Origin of the sequence: Pseudomonas frederiksbergensis (genome assembly GCF_035751725.1) — a bacterium.
GTDB lineage: Bacteria > Pseudomonadota > Gammaproteobacteria > Pseudomonadales > Pseudomonadaceae > Aquipseudomonas > Aquipseudomonas frederiksbergensis_A.
In genome coordinates this window covers 2,307,910-2,326,248 of sequence record NZ_CP142104.1, presented here as the reverse complement: position 1 = coordinate 2,326,248, position 18,339 = coordinate 2,307,910, and the positions used below count along the sequence as shown (strand labels likewise).

General features: G+C 63.9%; 13 protein-coding genes and 1 riboswitch. Of the genes, 4 read left to right on the top strand and 9 right to left on the bottom strand.

Annotated features, from left to right (window positions below):
* Nucleotides 1-131 precede the first annotated feature (131 nt).
* A complete protein-coding gene (locus VQ575_RS10460) occupies nucleotides 132-815 on the top strand; it encodes a response regulator transcription factor (protein ID WP_039592999.1) in 684 nt (227 codons plus the stop codon).
* On the top strand, nucleotides 793-2,178 hold the full coding sequence (locus VQ575_RS10455) for a sensor histidine kinase (protein WP_039592998.1): 1,386 nt from the start codon (nucleotides 793-795) through the stop codon (nucleotides 2,176-2,178). Before VQ575_RS10460 ends, VQ575_RS10455 begins: the two co-directional genes overlap by 23 nt.
* Before the next feature lie 160 nt (nucleotides 2,179-2,338).
* Here the strand turns inward: VQ575_RS10455 and VQ575_RS10450 are convergent, their stop codons facing one another.
* The 9 genes from VQ575_RS10450 to VQ575_RS10410 form a co-directional block, all read right to left on the bottom strand.
* Nucleotides 2,339-2,587 (bottom strand): DUF1652 domain-containing protein, encoded by a 249-nt coding sequence (locus tag VQ575_RS10450; protein WP_198726514.1) that lies wholly within the window; start codon nucleotides 2,585-2,587, stop codon nucleotides 2,339-2,341.
* A 239-nt stretch (nucleotides 2,588-2,826) separates the two neighbouring features.
* Nucleotides 2,827-4,311 carry a helix-turn-helix transcriptional regulator gene (locus VQ575_RS10445; protein ID WP_039592997.1) on the bottom strand — a complete coding sequence of 495 codons (1,485 nt, stop codon included), beginning with the start codon at nucleotides 4,309-4,311 and terminating at the stop codon, nucleotides 2,827-2,829.
* 102 nt (nucleotides 4,312-4,413) lie between these two features.
* Nucleotides 4,414-6,060, bottom strand: coding sequence for a phospholipase D-like domain-containing protein (locus VQ575_RS10440; RefSeq protein ID WP_039592996.1), 1,647 nt, complete (start codon nucleotides 6,058-6,060; stop codon nucleotides 4,414-4,416).
* Between the two features lie 137 nt (nucleotides 6,061-6,197).
* Nucleotides 6,198-6,932 carry a vWA domain-containing protein gene (locus VQ575_RS10435; RefSeq protein ID WP_325919599.1) on the bottom strand — a complete coding sequence of 245 codons (735 nt, stop codon included), beginning with the start codon at nucleotides 6,930-6,932 and terminating at the stop codon, nucleotides 6,198-6,200.
* The gene (locus VQ575_RS10430) at nucleotides 6,857-7,876 is read right to left on the bottom strand and encodes an ATP-binding protein (RefSeq protein WP_045155714.1); all 1,020 of its coding nucleotides are present in this window, start codon (nucleotides 7,874-7,876) and stop codon (nucleotides 6,857-6,859) included. Before VQ575_RS10430 ends, VQ575_RS10435 begins: the two co-directional genes overlap by 76 nt.
* Nucleotides 7,877-7,990: 114 nt before the next feature.
* Nucleotides 7,991-11,764 carry a cobaltochelatase subunit CobN gene (gene cobN, locus VQ575_RS10425; RefSeq protein WP_325919598.1) on the bottom strand — a complete coding sequence of 1,258 codons (3,774 nt, stop codon included), beginning with the start codon at nucleotides 11,762-11,764 and terminating at the stop codon, nucleotides 7,991-7,993.
* Nucleotides 11,765-11,767: 3 nt separating this feature from the next.
* The gene (gene cobW, locus VQ575_RS10420; protein ID WP_325919597.1) at nucleotides 11,768-12,832 is read right to left on the bottom strand and encodes a cobalamin biosynthesis protein CobW; all 1,065 of its coding nucleotides are present in this window, start codon (nucleotides 12,830-12,832) and stop codon (nucleotides 11,768-11,770) included.
* 99 nt (nucleotides 12,833-12,931) lie between these two features.
* Nucleotides 12,932-13,163, bottom strand: a riboswitch (cobalamin riboswitch).
* Between the two features lie 79 nt (nucleotides 13,164-13,242).
* The gene (locus VQ575_RS10415; RefSeq protein WP_039592992.1) at nucleotides 13,243-14,379 is read right to left on the bottom strand and encodes a glycerate kinase; all 1,137 of its coding nucleotides are present in this window, start codon (nucleotides 14,377-14,379) and stop codon (nucleotides 13,243-13,245) included.
* Nucleotides 14,380-14,533: 154 nt separating this feature from the next.
* Nucleotides 14,534-15,658 carry a sugar diacid recognition domain-containing protein gene (locus VQ575_RS10410; protein WP_039592991.1) on the bottom strand — a complete coding sequence of 375 codons (1,125 nt, stop codon included), beginning with the start codon at nucleotides 15,656-15,658 and terminating at the stop codon, nucleotides 14,534-14,536.
* A 190-nt stretch (nucleotides 15,659-15,848) separates the two neighbouring features.
* Between VQ575_RS10410 and VQ575_RS10405 the strand changes: the two genes are divergently transcribed.
* The gene (locus VQ575_RS10405; RefSeq protein ID WP_039592990.1) at nucleotides 15,849-17,159 is read left to right on the top strand and encodes an MFS transporter; all 1,311 of its coding nucleotides are present in this window, start codon (nucleotides 15,849-15,851) and stop codon (nucleotides 17,157-17,159) included.
* Nucleotides 17,160-17,266: 107 nt separating this feature from the next.
* The gene (locus tag VQ575_RS10400; protein ID WP_039592989.1) at nucleotides 17,267-18,280 is read left to right on the top strand and encodes an aldo/keto reductase; all 1,014 of its coding nucleotides are present in this window, start codon (nucleotides 17,267-17,269) and stop codon (nucleotides 18,278-18,280) included.
* Nucleotides 18,281-18,339 lie beyond the last annotated feature (59 nt).

The window sequence follows — 18,339 nt, the reverse complement described above, 5'->3', positions numbered from 1 at the left end:
TTTGTGACGAAGTGTTGATCCAGGCCAGTAAACGCCCCCGCTCGCGCCCATGAACTTTTTTTCAGAAAGCCGACAGGTATTCTTTGGCAGAATGCTGCGCAGTCGCTCAATTTACTCACCCGGTACTGCCCATGAACCGCATCCTGACCATCGAAGACGACGCCGTGACCGCCCGGGAAATCGTCGCCGAACTGACCCGCAACGGCCTGGACGTCGACTGGGTCGACAACGGCCGCGAGGGCCTGGAACGCGCGGTTAGCGGTGACTACGACCTGATCACCCTCGACCGCATGCTGCCCGAGCTCGACGGCCTGGTCATCGTCACCACGCTGCGGACCATGGGGGTGGCCACGCCGATCCTGATGATCAGCGCCCTCTCCGATGTCGACGAACGCGTCCGTGGCCTGCGCGCCGGTGGCGACGATTACCTGACCAAGCCGTTCGCCACCGATGAAATGGCCGCCCGGGTGGAGGTGTTGCTGCGACGCAACAACGGCGCCCGCGAACCGGAGACCGTCCTGCGGGTGGCGGACCTGGAACTGAACCTGATCAGCCGCGAAGCCAGCCGCAACGGGCAATTGCTCAGCCTGCTGCCCACCGAATACAAGTTGCTGGAATTCTTGATGCGCAACAGCGGCCAGATCCTCTCGCGCATGATGATTTTCGAGGAAGTCTGGGGGTATCACTTTGACCCCGGCACCAACCTGATCGACGTCCACATCGGGCGCCTGCGCAAGAAAATCGACCCGCCGGGCCTGGAACCGCTGATTCGCACGGTACGAGGTTCCGGCTATGTCATTGCTGAACCCCGCTAAGGGCTGGCGCTCTTCCAGCAGCCGCCTGCTGGCGCTCTACAGTGCGCTGTTCGTGATCTGGAGCGCGATCCTGATGGGGGTGATGTACTACGAGGTATTTGGCTATCTGGACAGCCTCGCCAAACATTCCCTGATGCAACGCCAGCACCTGTTCGCCCGTATCCATGGCGACCAACTGGAGGACGCGTTGATGGCCAGCCTGACGCTCGACGAACGCGGCGTCGATGCCTACGGCCTGTTCGACCCGACGCTGCGTCATCTGAGCGGACCGATCCAGCGCATCCCCGCCGACCTGCCGCTGGATGGCAAGATCCATATGCTCGGCGGTTGCGTCGATTCCGACGACCCGAGCATGCCGTCCGACAGTTGCGATGCGATAGCGACCCGGACCCAGGATGGTCGCTGGCTGGTGCTGGCGCGGGATAACGGCTCGTTGTTCGCCGTGACACGCATCATTTCACACGCGCTGTTCTGGGGCGTATCGCTGACCATCCTGCCGGGCATCGCTGGCTGGCACTTGCTGCGGCGCCGGCCGTTGCGGCGCATTCGCAAACTGCAAGCCAGTGCCGAAGCCATCGTCGCCGGTGACCTGACCCATCGCCTGCCACTGTCGAGTCGCCGCGATGAGCTGGACATGCTGGCGGCGATCGTCAACGCCATGCTGGATCGCATCGAACGGCTGATGAACGAGGTCAAGGGCGTCTGCGATAACATCGCCCATGACTTGCGCACTCCACTGACGCGCCTGCGGGCCCAGCTCTATCGCATCCAGCAGGAAGCGGCGGACGGCTCGCCCGAAGCGTTGCAGATGGATCAGGTAATTGCCGAGACCGATACGCTGATGGCGCGGTTTCGCGGGTTGTTGCGGATCTCGGAACTGGAAGATCAACAGCGTCGCTCCGGGTTCATGCGCCTAGATCCGCTGCAGCTGTTGCAGGAGTTGCATGATTTCTACCTGCCGCTGGCTGAAGAACGCGAGCTGGTGTTCACGCTGGAAGTACCCGACAGCCTGCCCCTGCTCAACGGCGACCGGGCGTTGCTGTTCGAGGCCGTATCCAACCTGCTGAGCAATTCCATCAAGTTCACCCCGCCGGGCGGCGAGGTGATCCTGCGCGGGATCGACCAGGGCGACAGCACCCGCATCGAAGTGCTCGACTCCGGGCCGGGCATTCCCGAGGCGGAACGCAAGGCGGTGTTTCGTCGTTTCTACCGCGCCGAGGGCAGCAGCCAGCACGGCGGATTCGGCCTTGGCCTGTCCATCGTCGCGGCGATTGTCAATTTGCACGGGTTCACGCTGGAGGTGGATCGCAGCGAGTCGGGCGGTGCCCGGCTGGTGCTCGATTGCCGGGCGACATTGCTGTAGAGAGCGGCCCATGTGGGAACTGTACTTTGTGGCGAGGGGGTTAATCCCCGCTGGACCTGCGAAGCAGGCCCCTCCTGTTGCAGGACTTACAAAGGCGAGCGCTTCGCACTCGGGCGGGGATGAATCCCCTGGCCACAATCACCTCCCATCGGCGAGGAGATCAGGCCGGATCGCTGCGATGCAACGGGGTGTTCAGCAGTTCGTAGCGCAGTTCGTCGATCAGCTTCTCCAGGCCCTCTTCGGACCGGATGCTGTCGACGCTCATGCCGCTGACCACCAGGTCGACCTCGCCGCTTTCCTGGTGGTACAGACGTATCGTGAGCGTGCCGTCGCCATTGAGGCTGCATTCGCAGGACAGCGGGGCAAAACTTTTCTCGAGACGGGCACGTAGCGGAGCAAGATGAATCATCGGTCGCACCTCAGCTTCGAAGTCGCAAATGACCGGTGGACGCACCCGGCCTCCTGGCTCCCGCGGACGTCCTGTCGATCTCACATTTGAACGGTTTGTTGCGCATTGTGGCGTATTCCTTGACTGTTTCGTGGGGACGCGGCGTCAATAGCTATGCCGCACCCTCTCAGCCTAAGGACGTAAGCGACCGTGCAGAACCCGAATTTGCACCAAAGCGCCAGGTGCATATGCACTAGCCATCACGGTGCCTTCATCCGCCATTCGTTCGAGAACAGCCCCCTTTCCCGCGCCCAGACAATCGCCTCGCTGCGGCTGTGAACGTCGAGTTTGGAATACAGCGTCGCCACGTGATTGCGAACGGTGTTGGGGGCCAGCTTCAAGCGTGCGGCGATTTCCTTGTCCGCCAACCCTTCGCAGATCAGCCCCAGCACGTCACGCTCCCGGGCCGTCAGTTCTGTGAACGACGTCGTCGGGGTTTGCGCGTTGATGCTTTTCACATTGGCGAGTTTTTCAATCAACGTCCGACTGAACCATGAGGCGTCCTTCATCACTTCTTCGATGGCGGCGACCAGTTCCAGCTCCGAGCGCTTGCGTTCGGTAATGTTCATCAGCACCAGCAGATAGCAGGGCTGGTCCTGGATGAGCACGGTGTCGGCCGCCACTTCGCAATCGATCTGTTCGCCGCCTTTCTTGTGCACCTTGATGTCGACGCTGGACACGGCGGCGGATTTTTCCAACCGGGCAAACAGTGTCGCACCCGCCGTCTTGTCGAGAAATCCGATTTCCTCGACGGTCTTGCCCAGCAGCTCTTCGCTGGCGTAACCGGTCGCCTGGAGAAAGGCTTCGTTGATTTCCAGCAGTTGTTGCTCGGCGCTGCAAATCAGGGTCGGTACCGGAGACAGGCGGAATGATTTGGCAAAACGCTCCTCGCTTTGGCGAAGCGCCGTCTCGGCCTTGCGTCGGGGCTCCATGTCCATGAAGGAAAACAGCATGCAGTCTTCATCGTGCAGGTCCAGTGGCTGACCGGCGACAATCACTTGTTTGTTGGTGCCGTCGGGCAAGCGCATTTCCGCCTGCATCTGCGGAATGGTCGCACCCTGGCCCAGGCGCTCGATCGCCAGGTCACGCTTCTCGGCCGCCTCGAGCACGTCCAGCTCATACACCGAACGCCCGATCACCTGTTCACGGCTGTAGCCGGTCATCTCCAGGAAACCGGCATTGACCTTGATGTAGCGCAAATCGCTGAGACGACAGATCACCGCCGGCGCCGGGTTGGCGGCAAAGGTTCTCTCGAAACGTTGCTCGGCGCTGGCCCATTCGGTGGCATCGCTGAGAATCAGCACCAGGTACTCCGGCTCGCCGGCACGGTCGCTCAAGACCATGCTGCGGATGCGATGCACCCAGGTCCGATCCGGGTCGGCGTCTGGCGTGACTTCCACCAGCACATCGCTGAACTCATCGCCACGAGCGACGCGGGCAATGGGGTAGTTGTCTTCGGGCAGCGGGTGGTTGTTGCGGTAGCGCAGATGGAAACGCTTGGCGTATTGCTTGGCATTGGCGCCCAGTTCGCCGAGCTCCGTGACGCCGTGCATGGCCAGGGCGGCTTCATTGGCCCAGGCGATGGTCTGGTCGACCTCGACGAGTATCACGCCGTCCGACAACCCGGCGATGATCTGCAGTAACTGGCGGCGATTGGTATCGGTGTTCGGGACGTCCTGATTCATTCGGTCTCCATGGGTCGTCACGTTCAGGCGTGGATGCGTTGAAGGTTACGACCACGTGGGCTTGCGATAGTGCGCCCTGCTCATGGCAACGCCGCGAAGGCCCTAGTGGCCGCTGAACCTCAGCCTCGACAACCTGCGCAGATCCCCGTCACGGTAATAATCGTCGCTCCAGCTGTCGTCCGGCGCCAGGGGCTTGACCTGCTTGAGGGCAAGCTTTTTTGCAAAATAGCGGAACCGGTAATGTTCGTAGAAACGCAGCAGTTCAAGCCCGTAGCGGTCGGCCAGGTCGGTGTCGCCCTGGATGATCAGGTAGTTCTCGTCGTTGCTGGTGCTGGCGGCGGCGCTGAGGTTGTGGCTGCCGCTGATGATGGTCGGTGCATCACTGGTGAAGTCGGTGACCACGGCCTTGGTGTGAACCAGCAGGTTGCCCTTCTGGCCTTTCATGTTTTCCCTGAGCCAACCTTCCAGGCCGGTATTGAGCAGCGCGGTGGCGGCGAATTCGGCGGTGCGGTCGGCATGGAAACCGGTGATGCGGCTGGTGGTGTTTTGCAGGCCATAGCGCAGGATGTCGTCATTCGGCTGACCGAGCAAGGCATCGAGAATCCGCTCGGGCAAGACGAACGCCGTGACGAACAGCAGGTCTTTGCGCGCCGCCATGATGATCTCGACAAAGCGATCCAGATCGCCCTTGCCGCTGCGGGGCGAGAACCCGGCGAAGAGTTTTTCGTCGGCGACCATGGGATTGTTGAGTGTCAGCCAGTCTCGGGTGGCGTCGACGTCCTCAGGCGTCCCCCAGATCTGCTCGAACACCTGGCGATAGCTTTTGCTGATACGGGGGTCGTCCAGCACATGGATGACGTTGGCCTGGCGATAGACGCCATTGGCGGTGAAATTGGTGCTGCCGCACAGCACCGCCTCGGGCGTTGAGGTCCCCTGCGAGTCGACTTTGCTCAGGACAATGAACTTGTCATGGAAGATGCCGTGGGTGACCCGCCCACGTTTGTTCGCCGCTGGCAGCTTCTCCAGGCTGGCTTCGTTGCTGATTGTCGCGTCGTCCTCCGGCTGGGCATGGTAAAGCACCCTCACCCGCGCGCCTCGCGCATGGGCCGCATTCACCGCCTCGACAATCACCGGCAGTTCGTATTCGTAGATGGCCACGTCCAACGCCCAACTGGCATCCAGGGCCCGGTCGATGAAGCCGACCAAGCGCCCCAGCAAACCGTTCTCCAGCCAGCGCCGCGGCGCGTCCGGCCAGTCTTCGATGGACAGCTTCCGGTTGGCGCTGATCAGCGCATCCAATTCGGGAAACTTGCGCTGGAACGCCTGGCTGGCGGCCACGGCGCGATTGAACATGACCCGCTGGTCGACGGGTTGGCCGTCATCACTGGTGACCGTCACCTCGAGGAACTCGCCCAACTGCGGCGCATCGGGACTGCCATAGGCCAGGTGCACGCGGTAATGGATCGTCACGCCGGGATTGACCGCGTAATCGGCCCAGCGAAATTTCTGCAACGGCGCCTTGTCGCTGGGCGTGGCGTGGAATTGGGGGAAAGTGTGGGCCTTGCCGGGGAAGGTCAGGCTGTTGAACAGGAACAGCCAGGGCTTGTCACCGTGCTGCTTCTCGATGGCAAAGCCCAGCAACCCCTTGCGCCGTGGTTCGGCGAGGTCCATGGCGAGCAGGACGCCGTTGGTGCCGGCGTAGGCCTTGACCCGGAAATCGTCCTGGGGATTGGTGACGAGTACGCGCATGGTTTCACTCCTTTGAGGTTGCCTGAGCATAGGGCAGTAATGCTGATCTGGTGGCAGGTCATCGAAACCGAGGCGATTCCATCGCGAGCCTGCTCCGGGCGGCGTCCGACGATGGGGCCTTGTAAGTCTCGCAACACTCAGGTCGCTTCATCGATATGCCGATACTCAGCCCCCAACTGCCCCGCCAATTGCCGCGCCCGGCCCAGGCGGATCGGGCCGCGCTCGATGTCGATCAACAGGCTGGGGCAATCGAGGGGTGACAGGGGCTGGCCGTCTTTCACCCGCCCATCGGTCATCAGCAGCACCCGTTGCTGTTCCGCCGGGAAGCGCTTGCGCCGGGACGCCAGCCAACGCTGCGCCTCGCTCACCGCCGCCAGCAACGGCGTGCCGCCCCCGGCGCCCAGCGCGTCGAGCCAATGTGCCAGGCCGGTGGAGGCCTTGAGCCCTTGCACTTGCCACGTCGGCGTGGCGCCGCTGGCCGTCAACAGCGCCAACCGCGCGCGTTGGCGGTAGGCGTCGTCGAACAGCTGCGCGAGCAGGCCCTTGCCGTCGCTCAAGGCCCGATGACGACAGGTCGAGGCCGACGCATCGACGATCACCAGCCACAGCTCATGGGCTGAACGGTGCCGCGATTTGAAACGCAGGTCTGCGAGCAAGCGCGGACGTCCTTTCAGTAACGTGCCCGGCCAGTCCATCGCGCCGTTGGACGCCGCTTTGCCGTGGCCTTGGCGCCCTTGGTCCAACCGTCCCGGACGGGGTCTGGCATTCGCCCCCATCGGCGAACGGGGGCGAATGCCTAGGGCTTTTTTGGCCAGCTCGGCACGTCTCGACGGGCGCCGGTCGGCAATGCCCGAGCCGGCAGGTCGCCCCATTGCCCCTGTCCTTCACGGGATTGGCTGGTTTCATTCGGGTTGGAGGTTGGTGCCTGGGTTGGTGCCTGGGTTGGCGCTGGGGCCGGTGCGGTGTGCTCGCGGCGGCGATGACGCAAGGCAAACTCGGCCACCGCATCGATGTCTTCATCGGCGATGGCTTGCGCGCCACGCCAGGCGGCATGGGCGCGGGCGGCCCGCAACCAGACCAGGTCGGCGCGCAGCCCATCGACCCCGGCGGCAAAGCAGCGCTCGGTAATCTGTGCCAGCGCCGTGTCATCCAGGGGGATCTGGAGCAGGCACGTGCGGGCCTGTTGGCAGCGTTCACGCAACCGTTGCTGGGCCGGCTCCCACTCGGCGCAAAACGCCGCTGGATCGCTGTCGAAATCCAGGCGACGGCGGATGATCTGCCCACGTTCGGCCGGGGCGGTGTGCCCGTCGAGGGCCACGTTGAGGCCGAAGCGGTCGAGCAATTGCGGACGCAGCTCGCCTTCTTCCGGGTTCATGGTGCCGATCAACACGAAACGCGCCGAATGCCGGTGGGAAATGCCGTCGCGCTCGATCAGGTTGGTTCCGCTGGCGGCGACATCCAACAGCAGGTCCACCAAGTGATCCGGCAGCAGGTTCACCTCATCGACGTACAACACGCCGCCGTCGGCCTTGGCCAGCACGCCTGGGGAAAACTGTGCGCGCCCTTGCCCCAACGCCGCGTCCAGGTCGAGGGTGCCTACCAGTCGTTCCTCAGTGGCGCCAAGCGGCAAGGTCACGAACTGACCGCTGGCCAACAGATCCGCCAGCCCTCGGGCCAGGGTGGACTTGGCCATCCCGCGCGGGCCTTCGATCAACACCCCGCCAATCTTCGGATCGATGGCCGCCAGGCACAGGGCCAATTTCAGCGCATCGGCACCGACCACGGCGGCGAGGGGGAAATGCGGGGTGTCGGTCATGTCGTTCTCTCAAGCTGTCCGGTGAGGTTCAGGCAATACAGTATCTATGGCGAGGAGATTTATCCCCTCGCCACAGATATATCCCATCACCATAGATATCTGTCTTGGCTAAAGTCAGCCATCTTCTTCAATGTCCAACAACAGGTTTTCCAGCGCCTCGCGATAGTCCCCCGGTTCCTGCCACATCCCCCGCTGCTGCGCCTCGATCATTCGCTCGGTCATGTCCCGCAAGGCGTCGGGGTTGTGCTGGCGAACGAAGTCCCGGGTATGCGGATCAAGGAGATAGGCATCGGCCAGCAAGGCGTACTGGTGATCGTCGATCAATTGCGTGGTGGCGTCGAAGGCGAACAGATTGTCCACCGTCGCCGCCAGTTCGAACGCGCCTTTGTAGCCGTGGCGCTTGACCCCGTCGATCCATTTCGGATTGGCCGCACGGGAACGAATGACTCGATTGAGTTCTTCTTTCAAGGTGCGGATCTTCGGCAGGTCCGGCTGGCTGTGATCGCCGTGGTAACTGGCCGCGGCTTCGCCACCGAGGGTTTCCACGGCGGCGAGCATGCCACCCTGGAACTGGTAGTAATCGTTGGAATCGAGCAAGTCGTGCTCGCGGTTGTCCTGGTTCTGCAGCACGGCCTGCACTTGGCTCAGGCGCCTGGAGAACTGCGCCCTTGCGGCGGTGCCTTCGTCGCCCGCGCCATACGCATAGCCACCCCAGTTGAGGTAGACCTCGGCGAGGTCTTCGCGACTCTGCCAGAGCCGACCGTCGATCGCGCCCTGTACACCCGCGCCATAGGCACCAGGCTTGGCGCCGAAGATCCGCCATCCGGCCTGACGCACCGCGTCTTCCAGGGGCAAGCCCGACTGCAGCAGCGCTTCGCGCTCGGCGCGGACCTTCGCTGCCAGCGGGTTCATGTCGTCGGGTTCATCCAGGCCCGCAACCGCTTGCACCGCCGCATCGAACAAACGGATCAGGTTGGCAAAGGCATCACGGAAGAACCCGGACACCCGCAACGTGACATCGACCCGAGGCCGGTCCAACAGGCTCAGCGGCAGGATCTCGAAATCATCCACCCGCTGGCTGCCCGTGGCCCACACCGGACGCACGCCCATGAGGGCCATCGCCTGGGCAATGTCGTCGCCGCCGGTGCGCATGGTCGCGGTGCCCCACACCGACAGGCCGAGCTGGCGCAGGTGATCGCCGTGGTCTTGCAGGTGCCGCTCGAGGATCAGGTTCGCCGACTGGAAGCCGATGCGCCACGCCGTGGTGGTGGGCAGGTTGCGTACGTCGACGGAGAAAAAGTTGCGCCCGGTGGGCAGCACATCCAGGCGTCCACGACTCGGCGCGCCGCTGGGCCCGGCCGGTACGAAACGCCCGCCCAGGGCATCGAGCAAGCCGCGCATTTCCGCCGGGCCACAGGCATCCAGGCGCGGCGCAACGACGGAACGCAGGTGGTCGATGATGCCGTGCACCGTCTCCCAACCCGGCGCGTCGAGCGGCCCGATCTCGCCGTCCAGGGCTTGCTCGATCAACCGCGCGGCGAACAGTTCCAGACGTTCCCGACCATCGCCGACGGTGCGCCAAGGCTCGTCGCAGACGTCGCGCAAAGCCTCGGGACGTTCGCCGGACCAAGGCTCGGCCAAGGCACAGTCGAGCGGGTCGAAACCCAGCCCGAACGCCTTCGCCAGCGCCCGCAACAGGCTCGACTGCGCGCCCTTGCCGTCGCCACGGGGAATGCGCAGCAGCGCCAGCAAGGTGTCGATGCGCAGCCGTCCGCCAGGCGACTCGCCAAAGATGTGCAGGCCGTCGCGAATCTGCGATTCCTTCAAATCGCACAGGTAGGTGTCCAGGCGCGGCAGCCAGATCGCCGCGTCCGCGTCGCTGTCGAGGGCACTGTCGAGTTGCAGTTCGCGGTCGATGTGCGTCTCGCGCACCAGGGCCAGGATGTCCCGTTGCAATTCCCTGGCGCGGCGCGGATCGAGCAGTTGCGCCTCGTAGTATTCGTCGGCCAGCAGTTCCAGGTTACGCAGCGGCCCGTAGGTTTCGGCCCGGGTCAGCGGTGGCATCAAGTGGTCGATGATCACTGCCTGGGTGCGGCGCTTGGCCTGGGCCCCCTCGCCTGGGTCGTTGACGATGAAGGGATAGATGTTCGGCAGCGGCCCCAGCAGCACGTCCGGCCAGCAGCTTTCCGACAGCCCGACGCCCTTGCCCGGCAGCCATTCGAGGTTGCCGTGCTTGCCGACATGGATCACGCCGTGGGCGCCGTAGGTGTGCCGCAACCAGAAATAGAACGCCAGGTAGCCATGGGGCGGCACCAGGTCCGGGTCGTGGTACACCGCGCTCGGGTCGACTTGATAGCCCCGCGCCGGCTGGATGCCGACGAACGTCAGGCCCAGGCGCAGGCCGGCGACCATCAAGCGCCCCTCACGGAACATCGGGTCCCGCTCGGGTGCGCCCCAACGTTCCAGCACCGCTTGGCGATTGGCCTCGGGCAGCGCGTCGAACAGGGCCTGGTACACGTCCAGGGCCAGGCTCTGGTGACAAGGCCGCAGATCGAGGCTGTCCAGATCGTTAGTGACCCCGCCGAGCAATTGCTGGATCAACTCGGTGCCGCTGGCCGGCAGCTCGGCGGACAGCGGATACCCTTCGGCCTGCATCGCCCGCAAGATATTCAACGCCGCCGCCGGTGTATCCAGGCCGACGCCATTGCCGATGCGCCCGTCCCGGGTCGGGTAGTTGGCAAGAATCAGCGCCACGCGCTTCTCGTGGTTGGACAGCCGCGCCAGGGTGGTCCAGCGCCGGGCCAGGCCGGCGACAAAATCCATGCGCTCGGGCACCGCCCGGTAGCAGACCACATCGCTCTGGCTGCGCTCGCTGCGCCAGGCCAGGTCCTTGAAGCTGATCGGCCGGCTGATGATGCGCCCGTCCAGTTCCGGCAAGGCGATGTGCATCGCCAGGTCCCGCGGGCCCAGGCCTTGTTCGCTGGCGCGCCAGCCGGGTTCGTTGTCCTGGGCACAGATCGCCTGGATCACCGGGATATCGCGGCGAAACGGCCGCAGATGCGGCGCTTCGGGGCTGGATTGGGCGAATCCTGTGGTGTTGAGAATCACCCCCGCCCCTGCCTCGTCCAGCCAATCCTCCACCTGCGCCAGGCAGCCAGGCTCCTTGAGGCTCGCCACGGCGATCGGCAACGGATTGAGCCCCGCTGCTTGCAGGCGCTGGCAAAACACGTCGATGAACGCGGTGTTCGCGGCTTGCAGGTGAGAGCGATAGAACAGCAACGCCGCCACGGGTCTGTCGGACTGCCAGTCGGCTTGCCAATCGCTCAGAGTCGCGTTGGTTTTTTCGGGATGATAGATCGCCGTGCGCGCCAAGGGCTGTGGCTCGGCCCACGGATAATCGCGGCCAAACCATTGGCAACCGAGATGCCGGAACAGGTTCAGGGCGTTTTCCAATCCCCCCTGGCGGAGAAACTGCCAGAGGCGATCGCGATCCTCGACAGGCACGTTGCTCATGTCGCTGAGTTCCGGGTCGGGACGATCATCCCCCGGCACCAGGATCAACTGCACGCCGCGCCCGGCCAGTTCCATCAAGCGCTCGATGCCGTAGCGCCAATAGCCGATGCCGCCATGCAGCGACAGCAAGATGACCTTGGCGTGTTGCAGCACATCGTCGAAATACAGATCCACCGAGGCGTGGTTCTGCACCTGCATCGGGTTGGCGAGACGGAACTGCGGATAATCGTCCGGCAACTGCCGCGCCGCTTCAGCCAGCAGCGCCAGGCTGGAATCGCCGCTGCACAGGATCACCAGCTCGGCGGGGGTTTGCCCGAGGTCGGCAATGTTGTCATCCGACACGAAACCGCCGGGCTGGGTCCTGAGCAGGTGCATGGCTTAAACGCTGAGGGCGGCGCGCAACTGCGCTTCGAGCAGCCCGGCGTCCAGCGCCTGGCCGATCAGCACCAGCCGCGTCACCCGCGCTTCGTCGGCGCCCCACTGGCGGTCGAAGTGTTTGTCGAAACGGGTGCCGACGCCTTGGATCAGCAGGCGCATCGGCTTGTTCGGGATGGCCGCGAAGCCCTTGACCCGCAGCACGTCGTGCTGGACCACCAGTTGCGTCAGCGCGTCCAGCAGCAGGCTTTCGTCAGCCTGGGGCAGTTCGATGGAAATCGAATCGAAGGCGTCATGATCGTGGTCGTCATCATCGCCGTCATGGTGGTGGTCGTGATGGCTGTGGCGGCTGTCGATGTGTTCTTCGGAACCGGCGCCCAGGCCGATCAACACGTCCAGCGGCAGGCGACCACAGCTGGCTTCGATGACCTTGACCGCTGCCGGCAGTTCTTCGGCGACTTCCAGGCGGACTTTTGCCAGGTCTTCGGGATTGATCAGGTCGGCTTTGTTGAGGATCACCAGGTCGGCGCTCGCCAGTTGATCGGCGAACAGCTCGTGCAAGGGCGATTCATGGTCCAGGTTCGGGTCCAGCTTGCGCTGGGCATCGACCTTGTCCGGGAACGCGGCGAAGGTGCCGGCGGCAACGGCCGGACTGTCGACCACGGTGATCACCGCATCGACCGTACAGGCGCTGCGGATTTCCGGCCACTGGAAGGCCTGGACCAACGGCTTGGGCAAGGCCAGGCCGGAGGTTTCGATGAGGATGTGGTCGAGGTCGCCGCGACGGGCCACCAATTCGCGCATTACCGGGAAGAACTCTTCCTGCACGGTGCAGCACAGGCAACCGTTGGCCAGTTCATATACTCGGCCGTTGGCTTCTTCTTCGGTGCAACCGATGGAGCACTGCTTGAGGATCTCGCCGTCGATGCCCAGCTCGCCGAACTCATTGACGATGACCGCGATGCGCCGGCCTTGGGCGTTGTCGAGCATGTGCCGCAGCAAGGTGGTCTTACCCGAGCCGAGGAAACCGGTAACGATGGTGACGGGGAGTTTGGCCAGTGTTTTCATCGGATGCCCTTTGGCAAGGTGGCGGGCAAACGGGACGACAACCGCAGGCACGGGCGTGCGCGGAAGATTTCGCCACCGGATCACCCCGCCCGGTTGTAGTGAGAATCTGTTGTCGAGGCAGGTCTCCTGGCTGACGGCGGGCCAGACAGGCTTTTATCCAAAGCCTGGGCTGGCAATTTGCTGCGCCTTCCCGTGCGCCCGTTGTAACAGGGCATGCACAGTGGCCTTGCAGAAACAGCACCGTTCACAGTTGCGGGGGCAGCCGCGGCTTGGACCGCGTTCCCTTCTTAGCTTCGGCGCGTGCCGAAGAACCTCGAAGGCGCAAGGCTACGCAGGGTGTGCGGGCGGGTCAATGTCCGAAGGCAATCTGCGGTGGCTGACGGATCCTGGCGACGGCCTCGCGGGCCAATTCAGCGGGCCGCCACTTGCCAGAGCCGGGCGATATCCCGGGCCCGCTCGGCCAGCAGGCGCGGCGCATCGGTGCAGGCTTCTTGCAGCGTCATCGGCCCGTTCGCCAAGGCAAACGCGGCATCGATACCGTGTTCATAAAGCGCTTCGTAGCCCTCCCCCAGCGTACCGGCGATGACCACCACCGGCACGCCGCGGCGCTGGGCGATGCGGGCGACGCCATACGGCGTCTTGCCACGCAGGGTCTGGGCGTCGAAACGACCTTCACCGGTGACCACCAGGTCGGCACCGTCGATGGCATCGGCCAATCCGGTCAATTGCGCGACGACTTCCACGCCGGTCCGAAATTGCGCCTTGAGGAAAGCCTTGGCGGCGAAGCCCAGGCCGCCGGCGGCACCGCTGCCGGGTTCGTCGCTAACGTCACGGTCGAGCACCTGGGCACAGTGTCCGGCGAAGTGCGCCAGCGCCCGGTCAAGTTGCTGCACCTGCTCGGCGGAGGCGCCTTTTTGCGGGCCAAACACGGCCGAAGCGCCGTGGGGGCCGCAGAGCGGGTTGTCAACATCAGCGGCGATTTCGAAACGCACGCCGGCCAGGCGCGGGTCCAGGTCGCGCAGGTCGATACGTGCCAGTTTGCCCAACGCCAGCCCTCCGGGCGGTAGCGCCTGGCCCTGATCATCCAGCAATGCCACGCCCAAAGCCTGCATCGCCCCTGCCCCGCCGTCGTTGGTGGCGCTGCCGCCAATTGCCAGGATGACCCGGCTGGCACCTTCATCCAGGGCGGCGCGGATCAGTTCGCCGGTTCCAAACGTGCTGCTGGAACAGGCGTCGCGCTGCCCGGGTGGTACCAATTGCAGGCCGCTGGCCTCGGCCATCTCGATGATCGCGGTACGGCTGTCGGGCAACCAGCCCCAGCGGGCTTCGACAGCGGCGCCCAGCGGGCCACGGACTCGCGCCCCACGCCATTGGCCATCACAGGCCGCCAGCACCGCCTCTACCGTTCCCTCACCGCCATCGGCCATCGGGCACTTGATCAATTGCGCAGCCGGCCAGACCTGGGCCAACCCTTCTGCGATGGCGTGCGCCACGCCTTGGGCGCTAAGGCTGTCCTTGAACGAGTCGGGGGCGATGATTATTTTCATTTTTGTTCTCCGGTTCCGATGCACAGCATGCTGCCAGCTGAACACGACCCTGACGCCGGTCCGCCGCACAAAACTCCTTGGACATTATTGGTCAAACTCACAAAAATGGCGGTCCGGCATTGCCGGCCCCTTCGCGAGCAGGCTCGCGAAGGGTTCATGCCGGTAAATCTGGATCATGTGGCAACAATTGGACCCCCAGATACAACGCCAGCATCCCATCCAGCCTGAGCGGGTCGACGCCGCTGAGTTCGGCGATGCGCTCCATGCGATAGCGCAGGCTGTTGCGGTGGATGCCCAGGGCGTCTGCGCAAGCCTGGCTCTGGCCGTCGTGTTCGCACCAGCTTCGCAGCGTAGCGAGCAATTGGCCGTTGCTGTCCTTGGCGATCACTTTGCGCAAGGGGCTGAGCAGTTCATCGAGGGCGTCATCGCTGCGATGCCGCCAGAGCATCACAGGCAGACGGTAGCGATTGAGGATCAGCAAGCGCGATTGCGGCAGGACGTCACGACCATACGCCAGCAGGTCCGCCACCCGCCGGTAGCAACGGCGCAGGCCCGCCAAGCCTTCGGCCTGGCCGCCCACCGCCACTCGAAGGATGCTCCAGCCCAGGCCGTCGAGCTTGCCCAGCAGCCGCTCGTTCTCCACCGAGGCCGTGACCGGTCGGCACCAGAGCAACGACGATTTGGACGAAGTCAGGCACCAGCTGTCCGGGTAGCGTGACATCAGCCAGGCGCTCAGGGACTCGACGGTTTGCCCGGGGCCATGCTCCAGGCCCAATTCAAACAAACAAGGCACCCGTGACAGCTGTGGCTTGAGGCCCATTTGCCGAGCTTCATCGAGCAACCGTGGCGAATCCCCGGCATCACCCAGCAGCAACGCCAGCAGGTCATCGCAACGCTGGCGGCGCCATTGTTGCTCGGCCTGCTGGTTGCGTTGGCCGAGCAGCATTTCAGCGGTCATGCGCACCAGTTCGGCGTAGGTGCGCAACTGCGCGGGTTCGCCGGTGATGCCCAGCACGCCGATCAGCCGCTGGTCGAGCATCAACGGCAGGTTGATCCCCGGCTGCACGCCCTTGAGGTGCACGGCGGTGTGCTCGTCGATTTCCACTACCCGACCATTGGCGAGGACCAGTTGCGCACCCTCATGGCGGGTATTGATGCGCTCGCGCTCGCCGCTGCCGAGGATCAGGCCCTGGTTGTCCATGACGTTGACGTTATAGGGCAAGATCGTCATCGCCCGGTCGACGATGTCCTGCGCCAGGTCGTGATCGAGTTCGAACATGGGAGTTCCTTGCAAGCGGCATGATTGTTGTTTTGTGGTGCGTCGCCCGGAGGATTGGTCAGGCGCACAGGGTCGGCCTGCAAACCCTGTGCTCCGGCACAAAGACACGGGACCTTGGGCTGGCCGAGACTCAAGGGGCAGTCAACGTTACCCCTTGGCACGCCAAAATCATAATAAAGAGAGACCCGCCATGTCCCAGAGCGCAACAGCCCTCCTGGCTACCCCTGACGAAAAAAATACCGTCTACAAGCGCATCACCCTGCGCCTGATCCCCTTCATTTTCATCTGCTACTTGTTCAATTACCTGGACCGAGTGAACGTTGGCTTCGCCAAGTTGCAGATGCTCGACGCGTTGAAATTCAGCGAAACCGTATACGGCCTCGGCGCCGGGATCTTTTTCATCGGCTACGTGCTGTGCGGCGTGCCGAGCAACCTGGCCTTGACCAGGTTCGGGCCACGGCGCTGGATCGCCTTGATGATGATCACCTGGGGCACGCTGTCGACCTGCCTGTTGTTCGTGACCACGCCGACCCAGTTCTACACCTTGCGGCTGTTCACCGGCGCCGCTGAAGCCGGGTTCTTTCCTGGCGTCGTGCTGTACCTCTCGCAGTGGTTCCCGACGTTCCGCCGTGGTCGGATCATGGCGCTGTTCATGTCGGCGATTCCCGTATCCGGCCTGTTGGGCAGCCCGTTCTCCGGCTGGATTCTCAACCACTTCGCCGCCGGCCAGGGCGGCCTGTCGGGCTGGCAGTGGATGTTCCTGCTGCAAGGCGTTCCGACGGTGATCCTCGGAGCCCTGGCGTTCTTCCTGCTCAGCGACACCTTCGCCAAAGCCACCTGGCTGACCGATCATGAACGCGCGGTGCTCACCGCCGACCACGCCGAAGACCTGGCCAACAAGCCGAAAACCAGCACCGACTCCTTGGCGGCCGTGTTCAAGAACCCGGCGATCTGGGCCTTTGGCCTGGTGTACTTCTGCATCCAGAGCGGCGTATACGCCATCAATTTCTGGCTGCCGTCGATCATCAAGAACCTCGGTTTCAGCGATAACCTGGTGATCGGCTGGCTGAGTGCGATTCCGTATCTGCTGGCTGCGCTGTTCATGTTGCTGGTGGGCCGCTCGGCGGATCTGCACAAGGAGCGTCGCTGGCACCTGGTCGTGCCGATGTTGATGGGCGCGGTGGGCTTGCTGATCGCGGTCAATTTCGCCACCACCCCGGCCATTGCCATCCTTGGCCTGTCCATCGCCACCATGGGCGCCCTCACCGGCCTCCCGATGTTCTGGCCGGTGCCTACCGCCCTGCTCAGCGCCGGCGCGGCAGCCGGTGGGTTGGCGTTGATCAACTCCATGGGCCAGATGGCCGGTTTCCTCAGCCCCTACCTGGTGGGCTGGGTCAAGGACGCCACCGGCTCGACCGATGCGGCGTTGTATTTGCTGGCGGGCGTGATTGTCTGCGGCAGCCTGCTGGCGTTGCGCATGACCCGCACCCTGCGGGCCTGATCCCTGATCCCACAGTCGATTTCGCGGTGTTTGAGAAAAACGGTTGGATCCAGGCGGCGGTTCTGGTATTTGATTGAGCCTTTCCCCATGGATAAAAGGATCTTGTCATGAGCTACCGCACGCTAGGCCATTCCGGGTTGCAAGTCTCGACGTTGACCCTGGGCACCATGATGTTCGGCGAACAGACCAGCACCGAGGATTCGCTGCGGATCATCGACAAGGCCTGGGACCAGGGCATCAATTTCATCGACACCGCGGACGTCTACACCGGCGGTCGCTCCGAAGAAATCGTCGGCGAGGCGATTGCCAGTCGCCGCCACGAATGGGTGCTCGCCACCAAGGTCGGTTTCGGCCCGCCGGACGGCGTGCCCAACCGCAGCGGCCTGAGCCGCAAGCACCTGTTCAACGGCATCGAGGCCAGCCTGACGCGCCTGGGCACCGATTACCTGGACATCTATTACCTGCACCGCGAAGACCACAACACGCCGCTGCATGTCACCGTGTCGGCCATCGGCGACCTGATTCGCCAGGGCAAGATCCGCTACTGGGGCCTGTCGAACTATCGCGGCTGGCGCATCGCCGAGGTGATCCGCATTGCCGACAGCCTGGGCATCGACCGTCCGGTGATCAGCCAACCGCTGTACAACATCGTCAACCGCCAGGCGGAAACCGAGCAGATCACCGCTGCGCAGAACTACGGCCTCGGCGTGGTGCCGTTCAGCCCCCTGGCCCGAGGCGTGCTCAGTGGCAAGTACGCGCCGGACGTGGCACCGGACGCCAACAGCCGTGCCGGACGCCAGGACAAGCGCATCCTGGAAACCGAATGGCGGGTCGAATCCCTGCGCATTGCCCAGCAGATCCTGCAATACACCCAGGATCGGGGCGTGGGCATCGTCGAGTTCGCCATCGCCTGGGTGCTGAACAACAGCGCCGTGACCTCGGCCATCGTCGGGCCGCGCACCGAGGAACAATGGGATGCGTACACCAAGGCGCAGGCGGTGAAAATCACCGCGCAAGATGAAGCGTTCATCGATTCGCTGGTCACGCCGGGGCATGCGTCGACGCCGGGCTTCAACGATGTGAGTCACTTCGTGCCGGGGCGCGTGCCACGTACGTCGTAACCTACACCGATTCCTGACAGAAACCATTGTGTTGAGCTGAATGTCCTCAAGAGAATCAC